Source organism: Thioalkalivibrio sp. ALJ3 (assembly GCF_000377205.1).
Lineage (GTDB): Bacteria > Pseudomonadota > Gammaproteobacteria > Ectothiorhodospirales > Ectothiorhodospiraceae > Thioalkalivibrio.
This window is the reverse complement of sequence record NZ_KB897905.1, coordinates 762,625-780,696: the sequence shown is the minus strand read 5'-3', so window position 1 is coordinate 780,696 and position 18,072 is coordinate 762,625. Positions and strand designations below refer to the sequence as shown.

Annotated in this window: 15 protein-coding genes; 11 read left to right on the top strand and 4 right to left on the bottom strand. The window is 64.1% G+C overall.

Annotation, left to right across the window (positions count from 1 at the left end):
• Nucleotides 1-202: 202 nt before the first annotated feature.
• Nucleotides 203-1,039: a flocculation-associated PEP-CTERM protein PepA gene (gene pepA, locus C935_RS0103670; protein WP_018861162.1), complete on the top strand. Its 837-nt coding sequence runs from the start codon at nucleotides 203-205 to the stop codon at nucleotides 1,037-1,039.
• Between the two features lie 128 nt (nucleotides 1,040-1,167).
• Here pepA and C935_RS0103665 read toward each other — a convergent pair whose 3' ends face one another.
• From C935_RS0103665 to C935_RS0103650, 4 genes are all read right to left on the bottom strand, one after another.
• On the bottom strand, nucleotides 1,168-2,043 hold the full coding sequence (locus tag C935_RS0103665) for a ThiF family adenylyltransferase (RefSeq protein ID WP_018861161.1): 876 nt from the start codon (nucleotides 2,041-2,043) through the stop codon (nucleotides 1,168-1,170).
• A gap of 271 nt (nucleotides 2,044-2,314) precedes the next feature.
• Complete coding sequence (locus C935_RS0103660; RefSeq protein ID WP_018861160.1) at nucleotides 2,315-3,085, bottom strand: PEP-CTERM/exosortase system-associated acyltransferase; 771 nt, start codon at nucleotides 3,083-3,085, stop codon at nucleotides 2,315-2,317.
• Nucleotides 3,075-3,893 carry an acyl-homoserine-lactone synthase gene (locus C935_RS0103655; RefSeq protein WP_026278623.1) on the bottom strand — a complete coding sequence of 273 codons (819 nt, stop codon included), beginning with the start codon at nucleotides 3,891-3,893 and terminating at the stop codon, nucleotides 3,075-3,077. The genes C935_RS0103660 and C935_RS0103655 overlap by 11 nt, the downstream gene beginning before the upstream one ends.
• 40 nt (nucleotides 3,894-3,933) lie before the next feature.
• Nucleotides 3,934-4,527 carry a PilZ domain-containing protein gene (locus tag C935_RS0103650; protein ID WP_018861158.1) on the bottom strand — a complete coding sequence of 198 codons (594 nt, stop codon included), beginning with the start codon at nucleotides 4,525-4,527 and terminating at the stop codon, nucleotides 3,934-3,936.
• Between the two features lie 354 nt (nucleotides 4,528-4,881).
• Between C935_RS0103650 and C935_RS0103645 the strand changes: the two genes are divergently transcribed.
• From C935_RS0103645 to C935_RS0103600, 10 genes are all read left to right on the top strand, one after another.
• The gene (locus C935_RS0103645) at nucleotides 4,882-6,435 is read left to right on the top strand and encodes an XrtA system polysaccharide chain length determinant (RefSeq protein ID WP_018861157.1); all 1,554 of its coding nucleotides are present in this window, start codon (nucleotides 4,882-4,884) and stop codon (nucleotides 6,433-6,435) included.
• A 120-nt stretch (nucleotides 6,436-6,555) separates the two neighbouring features.
• Complete coding sequence (locus C935_RS0103640) at nucleotides 6,556-7,446, top strand: XrtA-associated tyrosine autokinase (protein ID WP_018861156.1); 891 nt, start codon at nucleotides 6,556-6,558, stop codon at nucleotides 7,444-7,446.
• Nucleotides 7,447-7,540: 94 nt separating this feature from the next.
• Nucleotides 7,541-8,971 (top strand): TIGR03016 family PEP-CTERM system-associated outer membrane protein, encoded by a 1,431-nt coding sequence (locus C935_RS0103635; protein ID WP_018861155.1) that lies wholly within the window; start codon nucleotides 7,541-7,543, stop codon nucleotides 8,969-8,971.
• Nucleotides 8,972-8,973: 2 nt separating this feature from the next.
• Nucleotides 8,974-10,044, top strand: coding sequence for an XrtA/PEP-CTERM system-associated ATPase (locus C935_RS0103630; protein WP_018861154.1), 1,071 nt, complete (start codon nucleotides 8,974-8,976; stop codon nucleotides 10,042-10,044).
• A 17-nt stretch (nucleotides 10,045-10,061) separates the two neighbouring features.
• Nucleotides 10,062-10,979 (top strand): XrtA system polysaccharide deacetylase, encoded by a 918-nt coding sequence (locus tag C935_RS0103625; protein ID WP_018861153.1) that lies wholly within the window; start codon nucleotides 10,062-10,064, stop codon nucleotides 10,977-10,979.
• Nucleotides 10,963-12,033 (top strand): FemAB family XrtA/PEP-CTERM system-associated protein, encoded by a 1,071-nt coding sequence (locus tag C935_RS0103620; protein ID WP_018861152.1) that lies wholly within the window; start codon nucleotides 10,963-10,965, stop codon nucleotides 12,031-12,033. The genes C935_RS0103625 and C935_RS0103620 overlap by 17 nt, the downstream gene beginning before the upstream one ends.
• A 90-nt stretch (nucleotides 12,034-12,123) precedes the next feature.
• Entirely contained in the window at nucleotides 12,124-13,365 is a 1,242-nt protein-coding gene (locus tag C935_RS0103615; protein WP_018861151.1) for a TIGR03087 family PEP-CTERM/XrtA system glycosyltransferase, read from the top strand.
• A complete protein-coding gene (gene xrtA, locus C935_RS0103610; RefSeq protein WP_026278621.1) occupies nucleotides 13,362-14,906 on the top strand; it encodes an exosortase A in 1,545 nt (514 codons plus the stop codon). Before C935_RS0103615 ends, xrtA begins: the two co-directional genes overlap by 4 nt.
• Nucleotides 14,903-16,138: a TIGR03088 family PEP-CTERM/XrtA system glycosyltransferase gene (locus tag C935_RS0103605; RefSeq protein WP_018861149.1), complete on the top strand. Its 1,236-nt coding sequence runs from the start codon at nucleotides 14,903-14,905 to the stop codon at nucleotides 16,136-16,138. The genes xrtA and C935_RS0103605 overlap by 4 nt, the downstream gene beginning before the upstream one ends.
• Before the next feature lies 1 nt (nucleotide 16,139).
• Nucleotides 16,140-18,071 carry an XrtA/PEP-CTERM system amidotransferase gene (locus C935_RS0103600; protein ID WP_018861148.1) on the top strand — a complete coding sequence of 644 codons (1,932 nt, stop codon included), beginning with the start codon at nucleotides 16,140-16,142 and terminating at the stop codon, nucleotides 18,069-18,071.
• Nucleotide 18,072: the final 1 nt, after the last annotated feature.

The window sequence follows — 18,072 nt, the reverse complement described above, 5'->3', positions numbered from 1 at the left end:
TCGTTGCCCGGCTGTCCGGTTTTTTTACACGGGCCTTTCTCGAGTCAGCACAAAAAACAAAAAATACCAAATTTATCCGTTAGTTATATCGATTGGCACGCAGCCTGCTTTACTTCGAGTGCAGGACAGGAAGGCTAGCAAGCCAAAGTGAAAGCAAACGCAATTTCAAACACGTAGACACTAACAGGTGGAGGATTTCAACATGGAAAGGTTCAAGCAAACAGCGCTGGGCGCGGTACTGGCAGTTGCCAGCCTGGGGCTTGCAGGTACCGCCCACGCCGGCGTCTTTACCATTGATGATTCGCAGCTTGGGCTGACGAACATCCCGGTAGGTGAGCGTCAGGTCGACCGTATTACCGGTGGCTATGAGGAACTGCTGACCCTCGATGCCGACGGCTCCTTCGATGCGGCGGCCTACTGGAACGTCGGTCAGTACTTCCTTGGAGGCACGTCAGTAAGCAACCGGCTGGGTTCCTCGGGAGACGATGCCGATCTGTTCTACGGCCTGTATGCCGTGTTCGAGTCCTCGGGCAACTACAACGCAGCCACAGGTGAGTTCACCGGGGCAAGCGGCTCGATCGCGCTCTATCTGGACCCGAACCTGGATACCTCCTTCGGGTTCAACTCGAACGATGCCGCAGACGGTGTCGCCCTTGGCAACACGGGTGATGACATCCTTGTCGGCTGGTCCGACGTGTTCGAACGGGGCGCGGGTTCCTTCGATCCCGATTCGGACGATATCGGCAGCTTCGCGCTGATCTTCAACGAATGGATGCTTTCGGACGACGGCAAGCAATTCTTCACCAGTCCGGAGCCGTTCTACATGAACGTTCGTGTAACCGGCCAGTTCGACTTCATCGAAGGCTTCGAGGAAGTCGACCAGCGCACCACCTTCGAGGTGGTCGGCTCGGCCGACGCCCGCTGGTCCGAACGGCAGGAAGTGCCGGAACCGGCCATGCTGCTTCTGCTGGGAACCGGGCTGGTACTGCTCGGCTTCGTCGCCACGCGACGCCGCCGCGAGACCGGTCTGGAAGCCTAGCAGCCCTTGTGGTTGGGCCTTCTGCTCCCCCCTGGGTGGAAGTCCTCTCCCGGCCCCTCGTCTTCGGACGAGGGGTTTTTTTGTGTCTGGACCATGCACTACAACAAGAACGACCGGACAGAAGCTTTCTAGACCTTTGCCCGGAGGTGCGCCATCCGGCGACGCCCGATCGCCAGAAACAGTTGCTGCAGGGGATTGCGATTGCCGCCAGGGCGCCAGGTGCGGGCGAGGCGCTGGCGATAGGCATCGAAGTGGACTCCATGCGGCGCCCAGGCGACGCGACCCCGCCCCAGCAGGATCTTCAGGGCCTCGGTGCCCATAACTCCGGCACACAGTTCACAGGCCATCACGGTCGACGGGCCATGCCGGGCCGCCAGGTCAACGGCCGCGGGATCGGCCAGGTACCCCATCTGCATCATCGAAGGGGCCAGCCCCATCATGAAACGCAGGGCCAGCTCCTCGTCGGGCAACCCATCGCGCAGATCGAAGTAATCATCGAACGACAACCCGCCGGGGCGGAAATTCAGCAAGGCCGCCCCCATGCCAAGCGGGGCAACGGTGATCGCAGGGATGCCCCGGTCGGCAGATGCGGCGAAGACCTCGCGGCGCGCCTGAAACACGAAAAAGTCGAGCCCGTCGACGTACAGATCGACGTCCTGCAGGAAGGCATCCAGATTGTGGCGGTCAATGCCTTCCGGGAATGTGGTGATCTCGAGTTCCGGATTGATGTCCAGCGCCATCTCGCGCAGGACCTCGACCTTGGGCCTGCCCAGGCGAGACATACCCGCCCCCGCCTGACGGTTCAGGTTGTGCAACTCGAAGGAGTCGAAATCTGCGATATGAAACCGGCCGATCCCGAGACGAGCCAGCGTCAGCAGGTGGGCCCCGCCAACACCGCCGAGGCCGGCAATGGCCACCCGTGAGCCACGCAGGCGCTCCAGCTCGGGCCAGGTGACCCAGCCGTGAGTGCGTCGAAAGGCCGTGTGATAGTCGAACTCAGGCATCAGGCCGCCCCCGGGAACGCCATTCAGTGTACACGTTCACGGCTTCGTCGCGATTGCGAACGAACAAGGCGCAGTGGCTGGCCAAGCCGGTTTCCGTTGAATGGCTCCGGGGTTGATGTCCGCCCTGCTTCGGTCCTGCGTTGCACGCCGAGTCAATCCATAGCGGCCAAACAGAACCCGCTACCCGCTGCGCAGTGTGCGTAAGCTCCGGGCGCGCTCGTCTGGAAAGACAGGAACGGCCTACGCGGGCATGCGCCTTGATCGGCGTTGGTTAAGCAGCCGCATCCCAGAGAGAGTCGGAGGGATGGGGATCGGAGAGGTTCACATAGGAGTGCGCATAGAGCTGGCTCATCGACGGCGAACGGTGAATCCCGGCCAGGGCCGTGAGCAGACTGATATGAAACGGCGCGCGGCGACCATGGTAATTCTGGACCGTGCCGATTTGCTTGACCTTCAGCCCATGGCGACGAAGGATTCGCGCCAGCGATGGCTCCATCATGGCAAAGGCATGCGAACGGCCCTGGATCTCCATCATCGCGACCGCACTCATGAACAGGCTCAACGCCAGTAGCGGGAAGGTGCGCGCCTGTTCCAAGGGCACATTCAACAGGTGAAGGTCCCCCACCGGGGTGACCGATTCACCCAGACGTCGCCGGAACAGGCCATTGACCGCCAGCCGGGAAACCTCGCATATGTCGCCCCGCTCCATCCGGTCCGGACGATACTCGGTCTCGTAAAAACTGTTCTGGCAATGCCGTTCCATCGGCAGTTCTTGCAACTTCCGGCGGGCGTCGTCGACATGCACCACGCGGACACAGCCCGCGCTGGTACCGCTCACCACATGTTGCAGCAGGCAGTGTGTCGACTGGGCGTCATATTCGTCGATCTCGCGCTCGTCAGGGCAGTCTTCCTCGGATTCGTAACCGAACTCGCGGCAGTAGACCTCGTAGCGCAGCCGGTAAACGGCTTCCATCTGCTCCTCATCCGGCTGCACCAGAGAGAAGTAGCGACAAAAGGCCGTAATGAGCGGGTCATCCTGCACAGGGCACTTCCATAGCCCCAGGGGCGCGATACGGACGCCTGCGCCAGCAACGCTTGTAAACCGGTTTCGCACGGCTGGAGAACGGCGGATTCCCGGCAAACTCTGCATAGTGGGAGTGCTCCGATGCATCGCCCAGTCCCAGACGGCGGCGCCAGGCAGAAAGGGCTACCCCCGACTCGTCGGTGGGCGCCCGGAACGGCAAACGCACCCCCCGGTGATCACACTTCTCGCCACACAATTCAATCGGGATGTGGTGGCGCTGGAGCAGCCGTGCAAGTGCCGGCCGAATCATGAACAACAAAAAATCATAGCCATGATTCCTGGCATACGACTGGGCAGCCTGGCAAAGGTGATACAACAGGAGCGGCGAACCACGGTCCGGAGCGCCACGGGCAATCAGGCGGGAGACCTCGAGCACCCGCGGGGATTCGGCCTGCGGCCTGGCGAAGGCATCCGGAAACAGATGCCCGGTGGCGATCGTAGGGAGCGGCATCGTGTCCGGCCGGATCAGGCGCATGGCGCCGACCCAGCGACCACCTGCGTACAGTCCTCCCAGACGTACCAGAAAATGTGCGGCGTGCTCGTCATAGATATCGCGTTCGAAGCCCCCCGGATACTGTTCGGCCGCTTCGAAGCCTGTTTCCAGGCAATACACCGCATAGCGCATGCGGTAGTGAATGTGGCGCGCCCGCGCACCCGTCGCGAGATACACCTGATAGGACGGGGAGGCCTCGCCCGACGGGCAAAGTTCTGAAGTGGGGCATCCAGTCTCGACGCCGGCATGTGTGTACAAACGTTCGTCCTCCATTGCGCATTTGAGTAACAAGGTCGGCCGGGGAGACACGGGTTCAGGCCGTCGTGTTGATGCGGTGACCGGGACCACTGCGCCTGAGGAACCGAAGACCCAGGCCAACCCGGCGATCGGATACCACAACGGCATCGAAGGTCCCGGCGGTGGGAATCAGCAGTTGCAGGGCGGTATCGGGCGACAGGTACGGAAATGGTCTGACCAGTGCAATCCGCGCACCCCCCCTTGACAGGTCGATCAGACGACACTTGTGCCACTCCTTTCGTATACCGATCTCCGTCAAAAGATTGACCGCGTATCGTGGCCAGCAGCGTTGGTCAGGCCTGTTGGGTGACTTGCGCCCGTACCGCCAGGCAAACGCAGCGGCCCAGTGCCTTGGCTCCAGCGAACAGACATAGAGATCGGCCTGATCCGGATCCGTTATGGGGGGTTCTCCCAGCCGTTCGATGACTGCCGCCACCACTTGTCCGGCCCAAGACTCGTATTCCTCGTCATTCGCGCTGAACCGGTGAAGCTGCTGGTAGATGTCGTTCATCAAGTCGAGCCTCTCGCCCCAGCTGCGCTTGAGCATGGCGGGATGCCAAAAATCCGCGAGATTCTGCGCGAGGCTTTTCTGGCTTAGATCGTCGTCCATTTGAGAATCTCTCCCATCCAGCCACTCCCCCTCGCGGCCGGTTTCGATCCTAATCGAACAAACCCCAGCAAACTGCGTACCAGTTAACGTAACCCCCTGATCCGTTAAAAAACCACGAAAATTTATTAGAAAACTCAGCAATGAAATCTTCTGAGGTGTAAACATTCTCGACACGTGTAGACAAGCCGAAATAAACCATCTTCAATAGCCCTAGACGTCTCCCGGGTGGGGCCAAGGAAAGCGGTTAAAACCGCTGTCCAGGCACCCTCTTTACCCGGCCGAGTGTTACTCCGTTTGAAAGACCCAGCGGGCGTCAAGATAAGCGTCAATGGGTTTAACAGGGGGCTACGAAAGATGGAAAAAGTTGTTCAGGATTTCGTACAGCGGGCGCGTGCCACCTGGCGCCGTCGCTGGTGGATTCTTCCGATCGCCTGGGTGGTGTGCCTAGGCGGATGGGCTTACATCCAGAGCCTCCCTGACACCTATCAGGCCGATGCCCAGGTGTTTGTAAACACCCAATCCGTTCTCAATCCCCTGCTGCGCGGAATGACCGTGCGCCCGGATACGGAAGAACGGCTGCGCATGGTGACGCGCACCCTGCTCAGTCGCGACAACCTGGAGACCATCGCCCAGCAAAGCGACCTGGACGTGTACATGGGGGGCTCCAACCTCGACGCGCAAGTCAATCTGCTGCGCAGCAGGCTGTCCCTTGATGGTGAGCGGCGCGAAAACATCTACACCGTGCGTTTTCGGCACAGCAACCCGGAAGTCGCCGAGCGTGTCGTACGCGAGACGGTAAATCTGTTCATGGAGCGCGGACTGGGCGATTCACGGCTCGATCTGAGCACTTCGCAGCGTTTTATCGAACGTCAGATCGAGACCTACGAGCGTCAGTTGCGAAGCAAGGAAGCCGAGATCGAGGACTTCAAGCGGCAGAACGCGCGCTTTATCAGCGGCGACGGCAACTTCTACTCGCGTCTGGAACGTACCCGCGATCAGGTGGCGCAGGCGGAACTGCAACTGCGCGAAGCGCACAGCCGTCTGGCCGCATTGCAACGCCGCGCCGAGGAGAACCGATCGGGCGGAGGCACGGTGAGAGCGCAATACCGCAACCCGGAACTGGACCGGCGGATCAACGACCTGCAGGAAAACATCGATTCCATGCGGCATCGGTATACCGACGACCACCCGGACATCGTCGCCGCACGGCGCATCCTGTCCGAGCTGGAAGAACGCCGTTCACGCGAAGCCGCCGAACATGCCCGCAACCCGTCGATGGTACCCATCGCCGGCGGCGGAAACGACGCCCTGCAAGCCGCGATTACCGATACCGAAAGTGAAATCGCGATGCTCGAGACCCGCATCGAGGAGTTCCAGGCGCGTGTCGCGCGACTGGAACAGGACGTCGATCGGGCACCAGCCGTGGAGTCCGAACTCACCGCCCTGACGCGCAATTATGACGTCCTTCGCGATTCCTATCGTCAGCTCCAGAGCCGGCGCGAGCAGGCGATCATGTCGGGTGCGGTGGAGTCGGAGACCGACTCGGTCGATTTCCGCGTGCTCGAGCCACCGCGCCGACCGGCCGCGCCCTCCGCACCCGACCGTCCGCTGCTGGCCACCGGCATTCTGCTGGTCGGGCTGGGCGCAGGCACCGGGTTCGCCTTCCTGCTTTCGCAATTACGGCGGACGATCAGTAATCGCCGGCAGCTCGCGGAAATCGCCGGGCGCCCGGTGCTGGGCACAGTATCCCCCGTGCGCACTCCGCAGACACGGCGCCGTCGCAGACTGGAACTGTCGGCCTTCACGATGGCCCTGGCGACACTCCTTCTGGTGTACGCGGTGGTAATGGCCCTTTACCTCACCGGGTCGGCCGGTGTTCTCGACGAACTTCTGAGCCTGCTGCGATGAGCAGCCACGACGCCGGCCCGGCACTGCATGCGGGGCATCGGGGAGTGGGATGCATTTGTTCCATGGAGGCGCCGGTCCTGCGGACCGGGACCGGCGCACGGCAAGGGGAGCCAGACAAACATGAGCATCATTGAAAAAGCCCTGGACAAGAACCGATCGGCGCCCTTGCGTCCCTCGCCCGCCGGAGCTCAACTCGAACACCCGGACCAGGACGCGGGCAGCCCCGCCACCCCGACACCCGCGCACGGCGAACACCCGGTATCGGCGCGTATCGATTTTGGACACCTGCGACGGCAGGGACTGATCGTGCCCGGCGACCAGCGTTCCAATCTGGCCGAAGAGATTCGGATGATGAAACGGCCACTGCTGAACAACGCGTTCGGGCGTCATTCGGCCATGCGGATTCCTCGCGGCCGGCTGATCATGATGACCAGTGCGCTACCCCGCGAGGGCAAGACCTTTCTGGCCACCAACCTGGCGATCAGCATGGCCATGGAGATCGATCGCACGGTGTTGCTGGTGGATGCCGACGTGGCCCACCCATCGATCCCCAGGGTCCTCGGATTCGAGGCCGATCGCGGGCTGATGGATGTCCTCACCGACCCGGATCTGACCATCCCCGATGTCCTTCTGCGGACCAGCATCGAGAACCTCAGCGTACTGCCCGCCGGTCGCCCGCACGGTCGGTCCACCGAGATCCTGGCCAGCGATGCCATGCGGACATTGCTCGATGAACTCCACGATCGCTATCAGGACCGCATCATCCTCTTCGACTCCCCGCCGCTGCTGGCCACCAGTGAACCGGGTGTGCTGGCTGCCGGGATGGGGCAGGTCGTGATGGTGGTCGACGCCGACCGCACGCCGGCCGCCTCGGTGGAAAACGCGATGCAGCAGCTTGCTGGCTGCGACGTGGTACTGACCGCGCTCAACCGGGCGCCCTCCACTCCGGGCTTTGGCGATGGCGGCTACTACCACGACCGCCCGTATGGAGAGGTGAGTCATGAGCACTAACCAGGGATGGGTACATTCTGCGACTGCGAAAGGGACCTCGATACAGCGGCGAGGCCGTGCCGTTTGCCTTCTGGCCGCACTGGGCGGGAGTTCGATGGCACTGCCCACCACGGCCCTGGCGACCGGATGGGATTTTACGCCACGGGTAACCGTGGGGGCGGAGGTCACCGACAACGTCCGCCTGGCGCCGCGGGGACAGGAAGATGCCGACCTGATCGGGCATGCACGCCCGGGTTTTACCCTGCGCCGGGACGGCGTACGCAATGACACCCGAGTGGATTATCAGCTCAACCACCGCAGGCACCTGTCCGAGTCGAGCGAAGACCGCACGACGCACATGCTGCGCGCTCACAACCAGACCGAAGTCATACAGGACACGTTCTTCGTCGATGTGACCGCCTCGCGCCGGGAACAGGCCACCTCGCTGCTGGATCCGGTCGGCGTTGGCGGCAGCACCCCGCGCCGCAACATCGAAGAGACCTCTTATTACAGCGTGTCGCCCAACCTGCAAAACGAGTTCGGCACCTTTGCCCGCCAGGACATTCGCTACACCTACGACGAACGGCATTACCACCGAAGCAACCGCGCCAGCAGCACCGGCAACCGGGCCGAGTACACCCTGGACAGCGGTCCGCTGTTCGATCAGGTGTTCTGGCAGCTGGCGGGCTTCTACGACCGGCTGAAGTACGAGGACGGTCTGGAGGGCGAGTTCAGCGAGATCAGCGCGACTCTGGGTTACCACATCGGGCGCACCGTGCGCGTATTCGGGGTCGTGGGCGAGGAATTCAACGATTACGAAACCCTGCGCGACGAGAACGACGGCAGCTTCTGGGAAGTGGGTGTGGGCTGGACCCCGACGCCAGTGACTTCGGTCGAGGCCCGCTATGGCGAGCGCTTTTTCGGCAAGACACGCGCCCTCAGCGCGACGCATCGCAGTCGCCGCCACAGCTACGGGATCAGCTACACCGAAGGCATTACCTCGACCCGCGATCGTCGCGAATTCCAGTTCAACCAACTGGCGGCACTCGAGGGGATGACCATCGATGAACTCTTTGACCAGTACACACTGGAGGAGATCGCCTTTCTGTTGAACAACCCGATCATCACGCAGGAGGCGCTCGTCCAGGGCTTCTACCTGACGCGCAGCGTGCGCGCGAACTGGCGTTACGACACCGGTCGCAGTGTGGTCGGAGTTACCGGCTACCAGACCCGACGCGAGGCGGAATTTCAGGTCGGAGAAGGGCTGTTCGAGGACGACCACCGACGCACCGGCGTGATTGCGTTCTGGGAGCTGACGCTGGGACCGCGCACCACCACGGAGCTGAGCTCCGGGATCTCGCGCACGGAGTTTCTTGGCAGCGACCGCGAAGACGACTTTTTCTATTTCCGCGCCAGCCTGAACCGCCAGTTCGCCCCCGACCTGCGGGGCAGTCTGGCGTACCGCTACCAGCAGCGGGATTCGAACAGCCGGGTCAACGAATACCGGGAGAACTCGATTCTCGCGCTGATCACCAAGGAGTTCTGAGCATGTACGAGAACTTCTATGGGCTGCAGGGCAAACCATTCGCCCTGAGCCCGGACCCGAAATTCTTCTACGCCAGCAAGGGCCATCGCCGTGCCATGGCCTACCTCGAATACGGCGTGCAGCAGGAAGAGGGATTCATCGTCATCACCGGCGAGGTCGGGGCCGGCAAGACGACTCTGGTGCGCAGTCTGTTCGAGACACTCGGCACCAAGCGGGTACTCGCGGCACAACTGGTCAGCACCCAGCTCGATGCCGAGAACCTGCTGCGTTCGGTGTGTCTGGCCTTCGGCCTGGAAGGAACCGGCGACGACAAGGCCAGCCAGCTGCGCCACATGGAACGCTTCCTGCTGAACACGCGTTCACGGGGGCAGCGGGCGCTGCTGGTGGTGGACGAGGCGCAGAACCTGAGCATGGATGCAGTGGAAGAGCTGCGGATGCTGTCCAATTTTCAGGGCATTGACGGGCCGCTGCTGCAGAGCTTCCTGCTGGGCCAGCCGGAGTTTCGCGACATCCTTCGCAGCGAAAACATGCAGCAGCTGCGCCAGCGGGTGATCGCCACCTATCACCTGGGCCCGATGGACGAGGGCGATACCCGCGCCTACGTCGAACACCGCCTGTCGCGCGTGGGATGGGAGGGAACGCCCCACTTCGCCACCGATATCTGGCCTGTGATTCACGAGTTCACCGGCGGCATCCCGCGCAAGGTGAACACCCTGTGCGACCGCCTGTTGCTGATGGGCTATCTCGAGGAGCGCTACGACCTCGACGCCGACGAAGCACACCGGGTGATCGAAGAGATCGAGGAAGACTTCGGTAGGGAAGAAGCCGCCGCAACAGGACCGAACGGGGCCGCCACCGGGGCCCTCAATGGTGCTGTCGATCCCGACCGAGCCGTTGCCAACGAACTGACCCTGATTCGCCTGGAAGACAGCTTCGAGGTCATGGAAAAACGCCTGGACCGGATCGAACACGCCCTGGCGATCAGCTTCCGGCAGTCCCAGCGCATCCTCGACACGCTGGACTCGCTGAACAAGTTCTCGGACCTCAATCACAAGGAGGTCGCCCGGCACTAGTGCCCGGGGAATCCGCCATGTCGTCCGCGCAGCCTCCCGTATCCAATGCCCTGACCGTCGATGTAGAAGACTACTTTCAGGTCTCGGCGCTGGCGCCGCATTTCCCGAGGCATTGCTGGGAGAACCAGGAGTGCCGTGTGGAATACAACCTCGAGCGGATCCTGGCGCTGTTCGATCATCACCAGGTGCGCGCGACCTTCTTTACCCTTGGCTGGATCGCCGAGCGCTACCCGCAGGCGGTTCGCCGGATCGTCGACGCCGGACACGAGCTGGCCAGCCACGGATACGGCCACCAGCGGGTGACCGAGCTGGGGCCCCAGACGTTTCGCGAAGACGTGGTCCGCGCCAAGGCCATCCTGGAGGACATCGCCGGAGTCGAGGTGCGTGGCTACCGCGCCCCCAGCTTCTCGATCGGCGAGGACAACCTCTGGGCACTCGACCTGCTGGCCGAGACGGGACACACCTACAGTTCGAGCATCTATCCGGTGCAGCACGACCACTACGGCACGCCGACCGCGCCGCGCCACCCCTACCGTCCGCGGGGGCCCCAAGGCGTGCTGGAACTCCCACCGGCCACCCTGCGCGTGGCCGGCCGCAATCTGCCGGCGGCCGGAGGTGGCTACTTTCGGCTGTTGCCGTATGCCGTCTCGCGGCAGGCATTGCGGAGGATCAACACCCGGGACGGGCTGTCCGGGGTGTTCTACTTCCACCCCTGGGAGATCGACCCGGGGCAGCCGCGTATCCCCGGGGTCAGTGTCAAGACCCGCTTTCGTCACTACCTCAACCTGGGACGAACGGAGCAACGGCTGCAACGGCTGCTGCAGGACTTCCGCTGGGATCGCATGGATCAAGTCTTTGCCCATCTGCTCGCCCGCCCGACGCCGGCGCCAGCACCAACCCCAACGACAGCGAAAAGCCATGCTCAAGTCCACTGACCAGCATCCCACGGTGGCGCCCGCATCCACGATTCGGGTCCAGGAACTCGGACCCGCCGATGTGGCGCGTTGGGACGCCTTCGTCGAGACCTGTCCGGTGGCGACGTTCTTCCACCGAGCGGGCTGGCAGACGGTGATCGAACGGGCCTTCGGACACTCGACGCACTTCCTGTTTGCCGAGGGCCCGAACGGGATCGAAGGGGTCCTGCCCCTGGCGCGCGTACGCAGTCTGTTTTTCGGCCATTCCCTGGTTTCGCTGCCCTTCTGCGTGTATGGCGGCATCGCCGCACGTACGGAAGAGGCATTCTTGGCCCTGGACAACCGGGCCCGGGAGCTCGCGCGGCAGTACAAGGTGGATTATCTCGAGTACCGCCATATGGCGCCCTACCACCCGGATCGGCCGACCAAGCACCTGTATGTGACCTTTCGCAAGGAGATGGCGAAAGAGGTCGAAGAGAACCTGGAGGCGATACCGCGCAAACAGCGGCGCATGGTGCGCAAGGGCATCAAGGCCGGCCTGGTCAGCGAGATCGACCAGGACATCGATCGCTTCTTCCCGATCTATGCGGCCAACGTGCACCGCATGGGGACGCCCGTGTTCAGCCGGCGCTACTTCCGCATCCTGCGCACCGTGTTCGGCGACGACTGCCAGATTCTCACGATCACCGACGCGGGGACCCCTGTGGCCAGCGTGCTCAACTTCTACTTCCGCGACCAGGTCCTGCCCTACTACGGCGGCGGCACACCGCGCGCCCGCGAGGTGGCCGGGTATGACTTCATGTACTGGGAGGTGATGCGGCGAGCCTGCGAGTCGGGGCGGCGCATCTTCGATTTTGGCCGCAGCAAGCGCGATACCGGGTCGTTCAGCTTCAAGAAGAACTGGGGCTTCGAACCGCAGCCCCTGTACTACGAGTACGACCTGGTGCGTGCCCGGGCCATGCCCGACGTGAACCCGCTCAACCCGAAGTACCGCTACTTCATCCAGGCGTGGCAGCGACTGCCGTTGGGCGTGGCCAACCGCGTGGGGCCCTGGCTGTCCCGCAATCTCGGGTAGTGCTCGTGATCGTTAGTCAACACCCCAGCACACCCGGGGAAGGGTCGCACTGGGGCTTCCGTTTCGACCGCAGCAGCGGGTGAGTTTGTAATGGATGCCGTACTTTATCTGACCCATCGAATCCCGTGGCCGCCCAACAAAGGCGACAAGATTCGCTCGCACCATATCCTGCGCGATCTGACGCGGCGCTATCGGGTCTACCTGGGCACCTTTATCGATGATCCGGCCGACGCTGCTTACGTCGAAGAGCTGGAGCGCTGCTGCGAGGGCGTCTGCGTTCGGCCGCTCTCGCCGGGGCGCGCAAAATGGCGTGCGCTGCGGGGCCTGCTGACACAGCAACCACTGACCCTGCCCTGGTATCGCGATGCGGAGCTGCAGCGCTGGGTCGACCAGGTGCTGGGGCAGCACGAGATCACCCGTGCGCTGGTGTTCTCCTCGGCGATGGCGCAATACCTGCCGCACCGGGCCGACCTGACGCGCGTGGTGGACTTCGTGGATGTCGACTCCGACAAGTGGACCCAGTACGCCGCCAGCAAGCCCTGGCCAATGAGCGCGATCTACCGCCGCGAGGGCCGCCAGCTGTTGCGCTATGAACGGCAGGTCGCGGCGCGCAGCGAGGCCAGCCTGTTTGTGTCTCCCGACGAGGCCGCGGCGTTCCGGGCCCTGGCACCGGAAAGCGCCGATCGAGTACATGCACTGAACAACGGCGTGGACGCGGCGTACTTCGACCCACAGCAGCTACCGAACAAGAGCCCCTATCCGGATCATTTCCAGCCGATCGTGTTCAGCGGGGCCATGGACTACTGGCCGAACGTGGAGGCGGTGGTCTGGTTCGCGGAATCCGTCCTGCCACGCATTCGCCAGGTACACCCGGATGTGCGTTTTTATATTGTCGGCAGCCGGCCCGCGCCGGAGGTCCGCGAACTGGAACGCCAGCCGGGCGTCGAGGTCGTGGGGCCGGTGGAGGACATGCGCCCCTGGGTCGGCGGTGCCGCGGTCTCGGTGGCGCCCCTGCGGATTGCGCGCGGCGTCCAGAACAAGGTGCTGGAAGCCATGGCCCTGGCACGCCCGGTCGTCGCCTCCCCGCAGGCGCTCGAGGGAATCACCGCCGTACGCAATGACGAGGTGATCGAGGCCGAGACCGATCCCGACGTTTTCGCCCGTGCGGTCCTGCAGTGTCTGGAACAGCCCGATCCCCAGATGGCCGCTCGTGCCCGCCGACGCATCACTACGGACTACGACTGGGGGCACAATCTCGCTCGCCTGCGCGACTATCTCGAGAGCGGGCTGGCACCCGAGAGCGAGGCCATCGCCTCCCGGGGGGATGCATGAGCGCACCGCCTGCCGTAATGACCCGGCCACAAGCACAGCGCTGGTGGGCGCCCGCGCTGGCCCTGACTGCCCTGATCACCATCGTGCTGATCGTGTTCGCACCCACTTATCTCTCGATGGTGGATACCTGGGCGCGTTCGGACACCTTCGCGCACGGGTTCCTGATCGTGCCGATCGTGCTGTTTCTGGTGTATCTCAAGCGTGATGACCTGGCGGCTGCATCCCCCCACCCCTTTCCCCTGGCGTTGATCCCCATCGTGCTGCTTGGGCTGGCCTGGGTGATGGGCGAGCTGGTGGATGTCACCTCGGTACGCCAGTTCTCCGCGACCCTGGTGATCCCTTTCCTGGTGTGGCTCGTGATGGGCACCGCGGTAGTGCGTGTACTGCAGTTTCCCCTGGCCTACCTGCTGTTCGCCGTCCCCTTTGGCGAATTTCTGGTGCCCCCGCTGATGGACTTCACCGCGAATTTCACCGTTGCAGCCGTGCAGTTGTCCGGGATACCGATCTACCGAGACGGCCTGCATTTCGAGCTGCCGACCGGACGCTGGTCGGTGGTCGAGGCCTGCAGCGGCGTACGCTATCTGATCGCCTCGGTCGCGCTGGGGACGCTGTATGCCTACCTGATGTACCGCAGCCTCTGGCGGCGGCTCGCCTTCGTCGGTGTCGCGATCATCGTGCCGATCGTCGCCAATGGCCTGCGCGCATACATGATCGTAATGGTGGGCCACCTGAGCGGCATGGAGTATGCCGCGGGCGCCGATCACCTGATCTACGGGTGGGTCTTCTTTGGCATCGTGATCTTCCTGATGTTCTGGATCGGCGCGATCTGGCGCGAGGATGGGGCAGCCACAAAACCCGCTCGCCGGGCCACTGCGAACACCCCGCAGGCCGGAGCCATGAGCTTTGCCCATGTGGCGGTCATCGCCGCACTGGTGGTCACGCTGGGCCCTGTATACACCTACTGGATGGACACTCGGGACCTCGGCCCGGTGCAGGGGCTGGGCAGCGGACCGGTGGTGCCCTCGGGATGGGCCGCGGTGCCCACTCAGGACCGGCCCGGCTGGCAGCCCGGCTATCAGTTCATGCGCGCCGAGCGCGGCGGCTGGGTCGTGAACGATTCTCGGGCGGTGGTCGGCATGCACCTGGGCTTCTACCGCGAACAGGCACGCCACGGAAACATGCTTGGCTGGCACAACACGCTGGCAGGCCGCGAGCGGGCGGAATGGAGCCAGGCCCGCCGCGGCCATGCGGAGGTGGCGGGATATCCCGACCCGCAACGAGTCCTGCTGCGCGGCCGCCACCAGCAAATGGTGGCCTGGCAGTGGTACTGGGTGAACGGGCATCTCACCACCCGCCCCTTCGAAGTCAAGGCGCGCGAGGCCATCAGCCGCGTGCTGGGCGGGCGTGACGATGCCGCACTCATTGTGATCTATGCCGAGTACCGCGACGACCCGCAGCCGGCCGAGGACGCGATGCGGGCCTATGTGGAAGCCGCAATGCCGCAGATGCTGGAACAGCTGCAGGACGTCAACCAGCGATGAACGCCCGCGCCTCCCAGGACAGCCCCTCTGACCTGCGCCCATGCGTGGCCCATGTCATCCATCGCCTGGATGTCGGCGGCATGGAGAACGGTCTGGTCAACCTGCTTAACCACATGCCGGCCGAGCGCTACCGACACGCGATCATCTGCATGACCGACTACACGCGGTTCAGCGAACGTCTGCAACGCGAGGACGTCACCCTGCACGCCCTGCACAAGCGCGAAGGCAAGGACCTTGGCGTGCACTGGCGCCTTTGGCGGCTGTTGCGCGAGCTGCGCCCGGCGATCGTCCATACCCGCAATCTCGCCACGCTGGAGGCACAGGTCATCGCTACGCTCGCCGGAGTGCGTGCCCGGGTGCATGGCGAGCATGGATGGGATATCGCGGACCTGGACGGCTCCCGCGACAAGCATCGCCACATGCGAAGGCTGGTGCGGCCCCTGGTCGGCCGGTATATCGCCTTGTCGCGACACCAGATGGACTACCTGCAACAGAGGATTGGTGTCAGCCCCGAGCGGTTGACGCACATCTACAACGGGGTGGATACCCGGCGCTTCCACCCACGCGAGGGTGTGCGCACCGGACCTTGGCCCTCGAACTTTGCCGGACCCGAGGACATCGTGATCGGGAGTGTAATGCGGATGCAGGCGGTGAAGGCCCCGCTGGATCTCGTGGAGGCGTTCATTGCCCTGCGCGAAAACGCTCCTGTGCCTTTCGACCGCCTTCGCCTGGTGATCGTGGGTGAGGGTCCCTTGAGGGAAAGCGCCCTCCAGCGCCTGGAAGCCGCCGGTGTCGCGCAACAGGCATGGCTACCGGGTGCCCGCGAGGATATTCCGCAGTGCCTGCGAGCCATGGACCTCTTTATCCTCCCGTCACTGGCCGAAGGCATCTGCAACACCATTCTCGAGGCCATGGCCTCCGGGCTGCCGGTGATTGCGACCAAGGTGGGCGGTAATCCCGACCTGGTGGCCCCGGGGGAAACGGGGACCCTGGTGCCCGCTGGGATGCCTGCCGCCCTCGCCGACGCCATTGCTGACGGCCTCGCCAGTCCCGATGCCCGCGAGCGCATGGGTCAGGCGGCCCGCGCCCGTGCCAAGGCGCAGTTCAGCATGGATGCCATGGTGGAGGGCTATCTCGGGGTTTACGACAACCTGCTGGACAAGGCCAACGCCCGGACCCCCTCGGTTCGGGCAGGGAGCCGCCGGCGACAACACGGAACGATGGGGCGCTGACATGTGTGGTATCGCAGGCATTTTCGATCTGCATGGACGGCGTCCGATTGATCGCGCCTGCCTGGAGGGCATGAACGCCACCCAGTTCCACCGGGGCCCGGACGAGGGCGGTATCCACCTGGAGCCGGGGGTCGGGCTGGCGCATCGACGCCTGTCCATCATTGACCTCAAAGGTGGCCAGCAGCCGCTGTTCAACGAGGATGGGAGCGTCGTCGTCACCTACAACGGCGAGATCTACAACTTCCCGGAGCTGACCCACGAACTCCAGCGGGCAGGCCATCGCTTTCGTACCCACTGCGATACGGAAGTCATCGTGCACGCCTGGGAGGAATGGGGCGAAGACTGCGTGCAGCGCTTTCGCGGGATGTTCGCCTTCGCCCTCTGGGACCGCCACACCCAAACCCTGTTTCTGGCACGCGATCGCCTGGGCATCAAACCGCTTTACTACAGCGAGCTGCCAGATGACCAGCTGATCTTTGGCTCCGAGCTGAAGGTCCTGCTGGCCCACCCCGGGCAGACGCGTGAGCTCGACCCCTGCGCGGTAGAGGAGTACTTCGCCTTTGGCTATGTGCCCGAGCCGCGCAGCATTCTGGCCGGCGTCCACAAACTGCCACCGGGGCATACGCTGACCGTACGCCGCAACCAGCGCTCCGCCGCCAGCCCGCGTGCGTACTGGGATGTCCCCTTTGCGACAGCCGCCCCCATCGGTATGTCGGAGGCGGCAGAGGAGCTGACCGAACGCCTGCGCGAGGCCGTACGCATCCGCATGGTTGCCGAGGTGCCACTGGGCGCCTTCCTGTCGGGGGGCGTGGATTCCAGCGCCGTGGTGGCGATGATGGCCGGGCTATCCTCGGATCCCGTGCGCACCTGTTCCATCGGCTTTGCCGACCCCGCCTATGACGAGTCGCGCTATGCCCGGGAGGTTGCCGAGCGTTACGCGACGGAGCATCACAACCGCGAGGTCGACCCCGATGACTTTGCCCTGCTGGAACGCCTGGGCGATCTCTATGACGAGCCGTTTGCCGACAGCTCGGCCCTGCCGACCTACCGCGTCTGCGAGCAGGCGCGCCGACAGGTCGTGGTCGCGCTGTCCGGCGACGGGGGCGACGAAAACCTGGCGGGCTATCGCCGATATCGGCACCACCTGGCCGAGGAACGCCTGCGCAATCCGCTGCCCCTGGGCCTGCGACGCGTGCTGTTCGGCGGCCTGGCCCAGGTCTACCCCAAGGCGGACTGGGCCCCGCGCCCGCTGCGCGCCCGGGCGACCTTCCAGGCACTGGCGCGGGATGCGGTCGAGGGATACTTCCAGGGCGTGTCGGTGCTGCGCGACGAGCAGCGCAGCACGCTGTTCTCGCCGGCGTTCCGGCGCGAGTTGCAGGGCTACGGGGCGGTCGAGGTGCTGCGCGCCCATGCCGGGCGGGCCCCGACCGATGACCCGCTCTCGCTGGTGCAATACCTGGACCTCAAGACCTACCTCCCGGGCGACATCCTGACCAAGGTCGACCGCGCCAGCATGGCGCACTCGCTGGAGGTCCGCGTGCCGCTGCTGGATCACCCGCTGGTGGAGTGGGCCTCCACCCTCGCGCCGGAACTGAAGCTGCGCGACGGCGAAGGCAAGGCGGTCCTGAAAAAGGCAATGGAGCCCTACCTGCCCCACTCGATTCTCTATCGACGCAAACGGGGCTTCGCCGTACCCCTGGCCAACTGGTTCCGGGGGCCATTGCGCGAGGCAATGCACGAGCGGGTGCTGGGCGAGCAGATGCGTGATTCCGGGCTGTTCGACGAGCACACCCTCAGGCGTCTGGTCGACGAGCACGGCCGGGGCGCACGCGATCACAGCGCGGCGCTGTGGTCACTGATGATGTTCCAGACCTTTCTGGAAAAGGTGCAACCGACCAGCCCGCGCAGCGGCTGTGTCCTGCCTGGAGCCTAGC

Excerpts from the sequence above, each read along its gene's own strand:
- C935_RS0103665 (WP_018861161.1), bottom strand. The coding sequence starts at position 2,043 with ATGCCTGAGTTCGACTATCACACGGCCTTTCGACGCACTCACGGCTGG.
- C935_RS0103620 (WP_018861152.1), top strand. The coding sequence starts at position 10,963 with ATGCTCAAGTCCACTGACCAGCATCCCACGGTGGCGCCCGCATCCACG.
- C935_RS0103625 (WP_018861153.1), top strand. The coding sequence starts at position 10,062 with ATGTCGTCCGCGCAGCCTCCCGTATCCAATGCCCTGACCGTCGATGTA.
- C935_RS0103630 (WP_018861154.1), top strand. The coding sequence starts at position 8,974 with ATGTACGAGAACTTCTATGGGCTGCAGGGCAAACCATTCGCCCTGAGC.
- C935_RS0103655 (WP_026278623.1), bottom strand. The coding sequence starts at position 3,893 with ATGGAGGACGAACGTTTGTACACACATGCCGGCGTCGAGACTGGATGC.
- pepA (WP_018861162.1), top strand. The coding sequence starts at position 203 with ATGGAAAGGTTCAAGCAAACAGCGCTGGGCGCGGTACTGGCAGTTGCC.
- C935_RS0103635 (WP_018861155.1), top strand. The coding sequence starts at position 7,541 with ATGGCACTGCCCACCACGGCCCTGGCGACCGGATGGGATTTTACGCCA.
- C935_RS0103640 (WP_018861156.1), top strand. The coding sequence starts at position 6,556 with ATGAGCATCATTGAAAAAGCCCTGGACAAGAACCGATCGGCGCCCTTG.
- C935_RS0103645 (WP_018861157.1), top strand. The coding sequence starts at position 4,882 with ATGGAAAAAGTTGTTCAGGATTTCGTACAGCGGGCGCGTGCCACCTGG.
- C935_RS0103615 (WP_018861151.1), top strand. The coding sequence starts at position 12,124 with ATGGATGCCGTACTTTATCTGACCCATCGAATCCCGTGGCCGCCCAAC.
- C935_RS0103600 (WP_018861148.1), top strand. The coding sequence starts at position 16,140 with ATGTGTGGTATCGCAGGCATTTTCGATCTGCATGGACGGCGTCCGATT.
- C935_RS0103605 (WP_018861149.1), top strand. The coding sequence starts at position 14,903 with ATGAACGCCCGCGCCTCCCAGGACAGCCCCTCTGACCTGCGCCCATGC.
- C935_RS0103650 (WP_018861158.1), bottom strand. The coding sequence starts at position 4,527 with ATGGACGACGATCTAAGCCAGAAAAGCCTCGCGCAGAATCTCGCGGAT.
- xrtA (WP_026278621.1), top strand. The coding sequence starts at position 13,362 with ATGAGCGCACCGCCTGCCGTAATGACCCGGCCACAAGCACAGCGCTGG.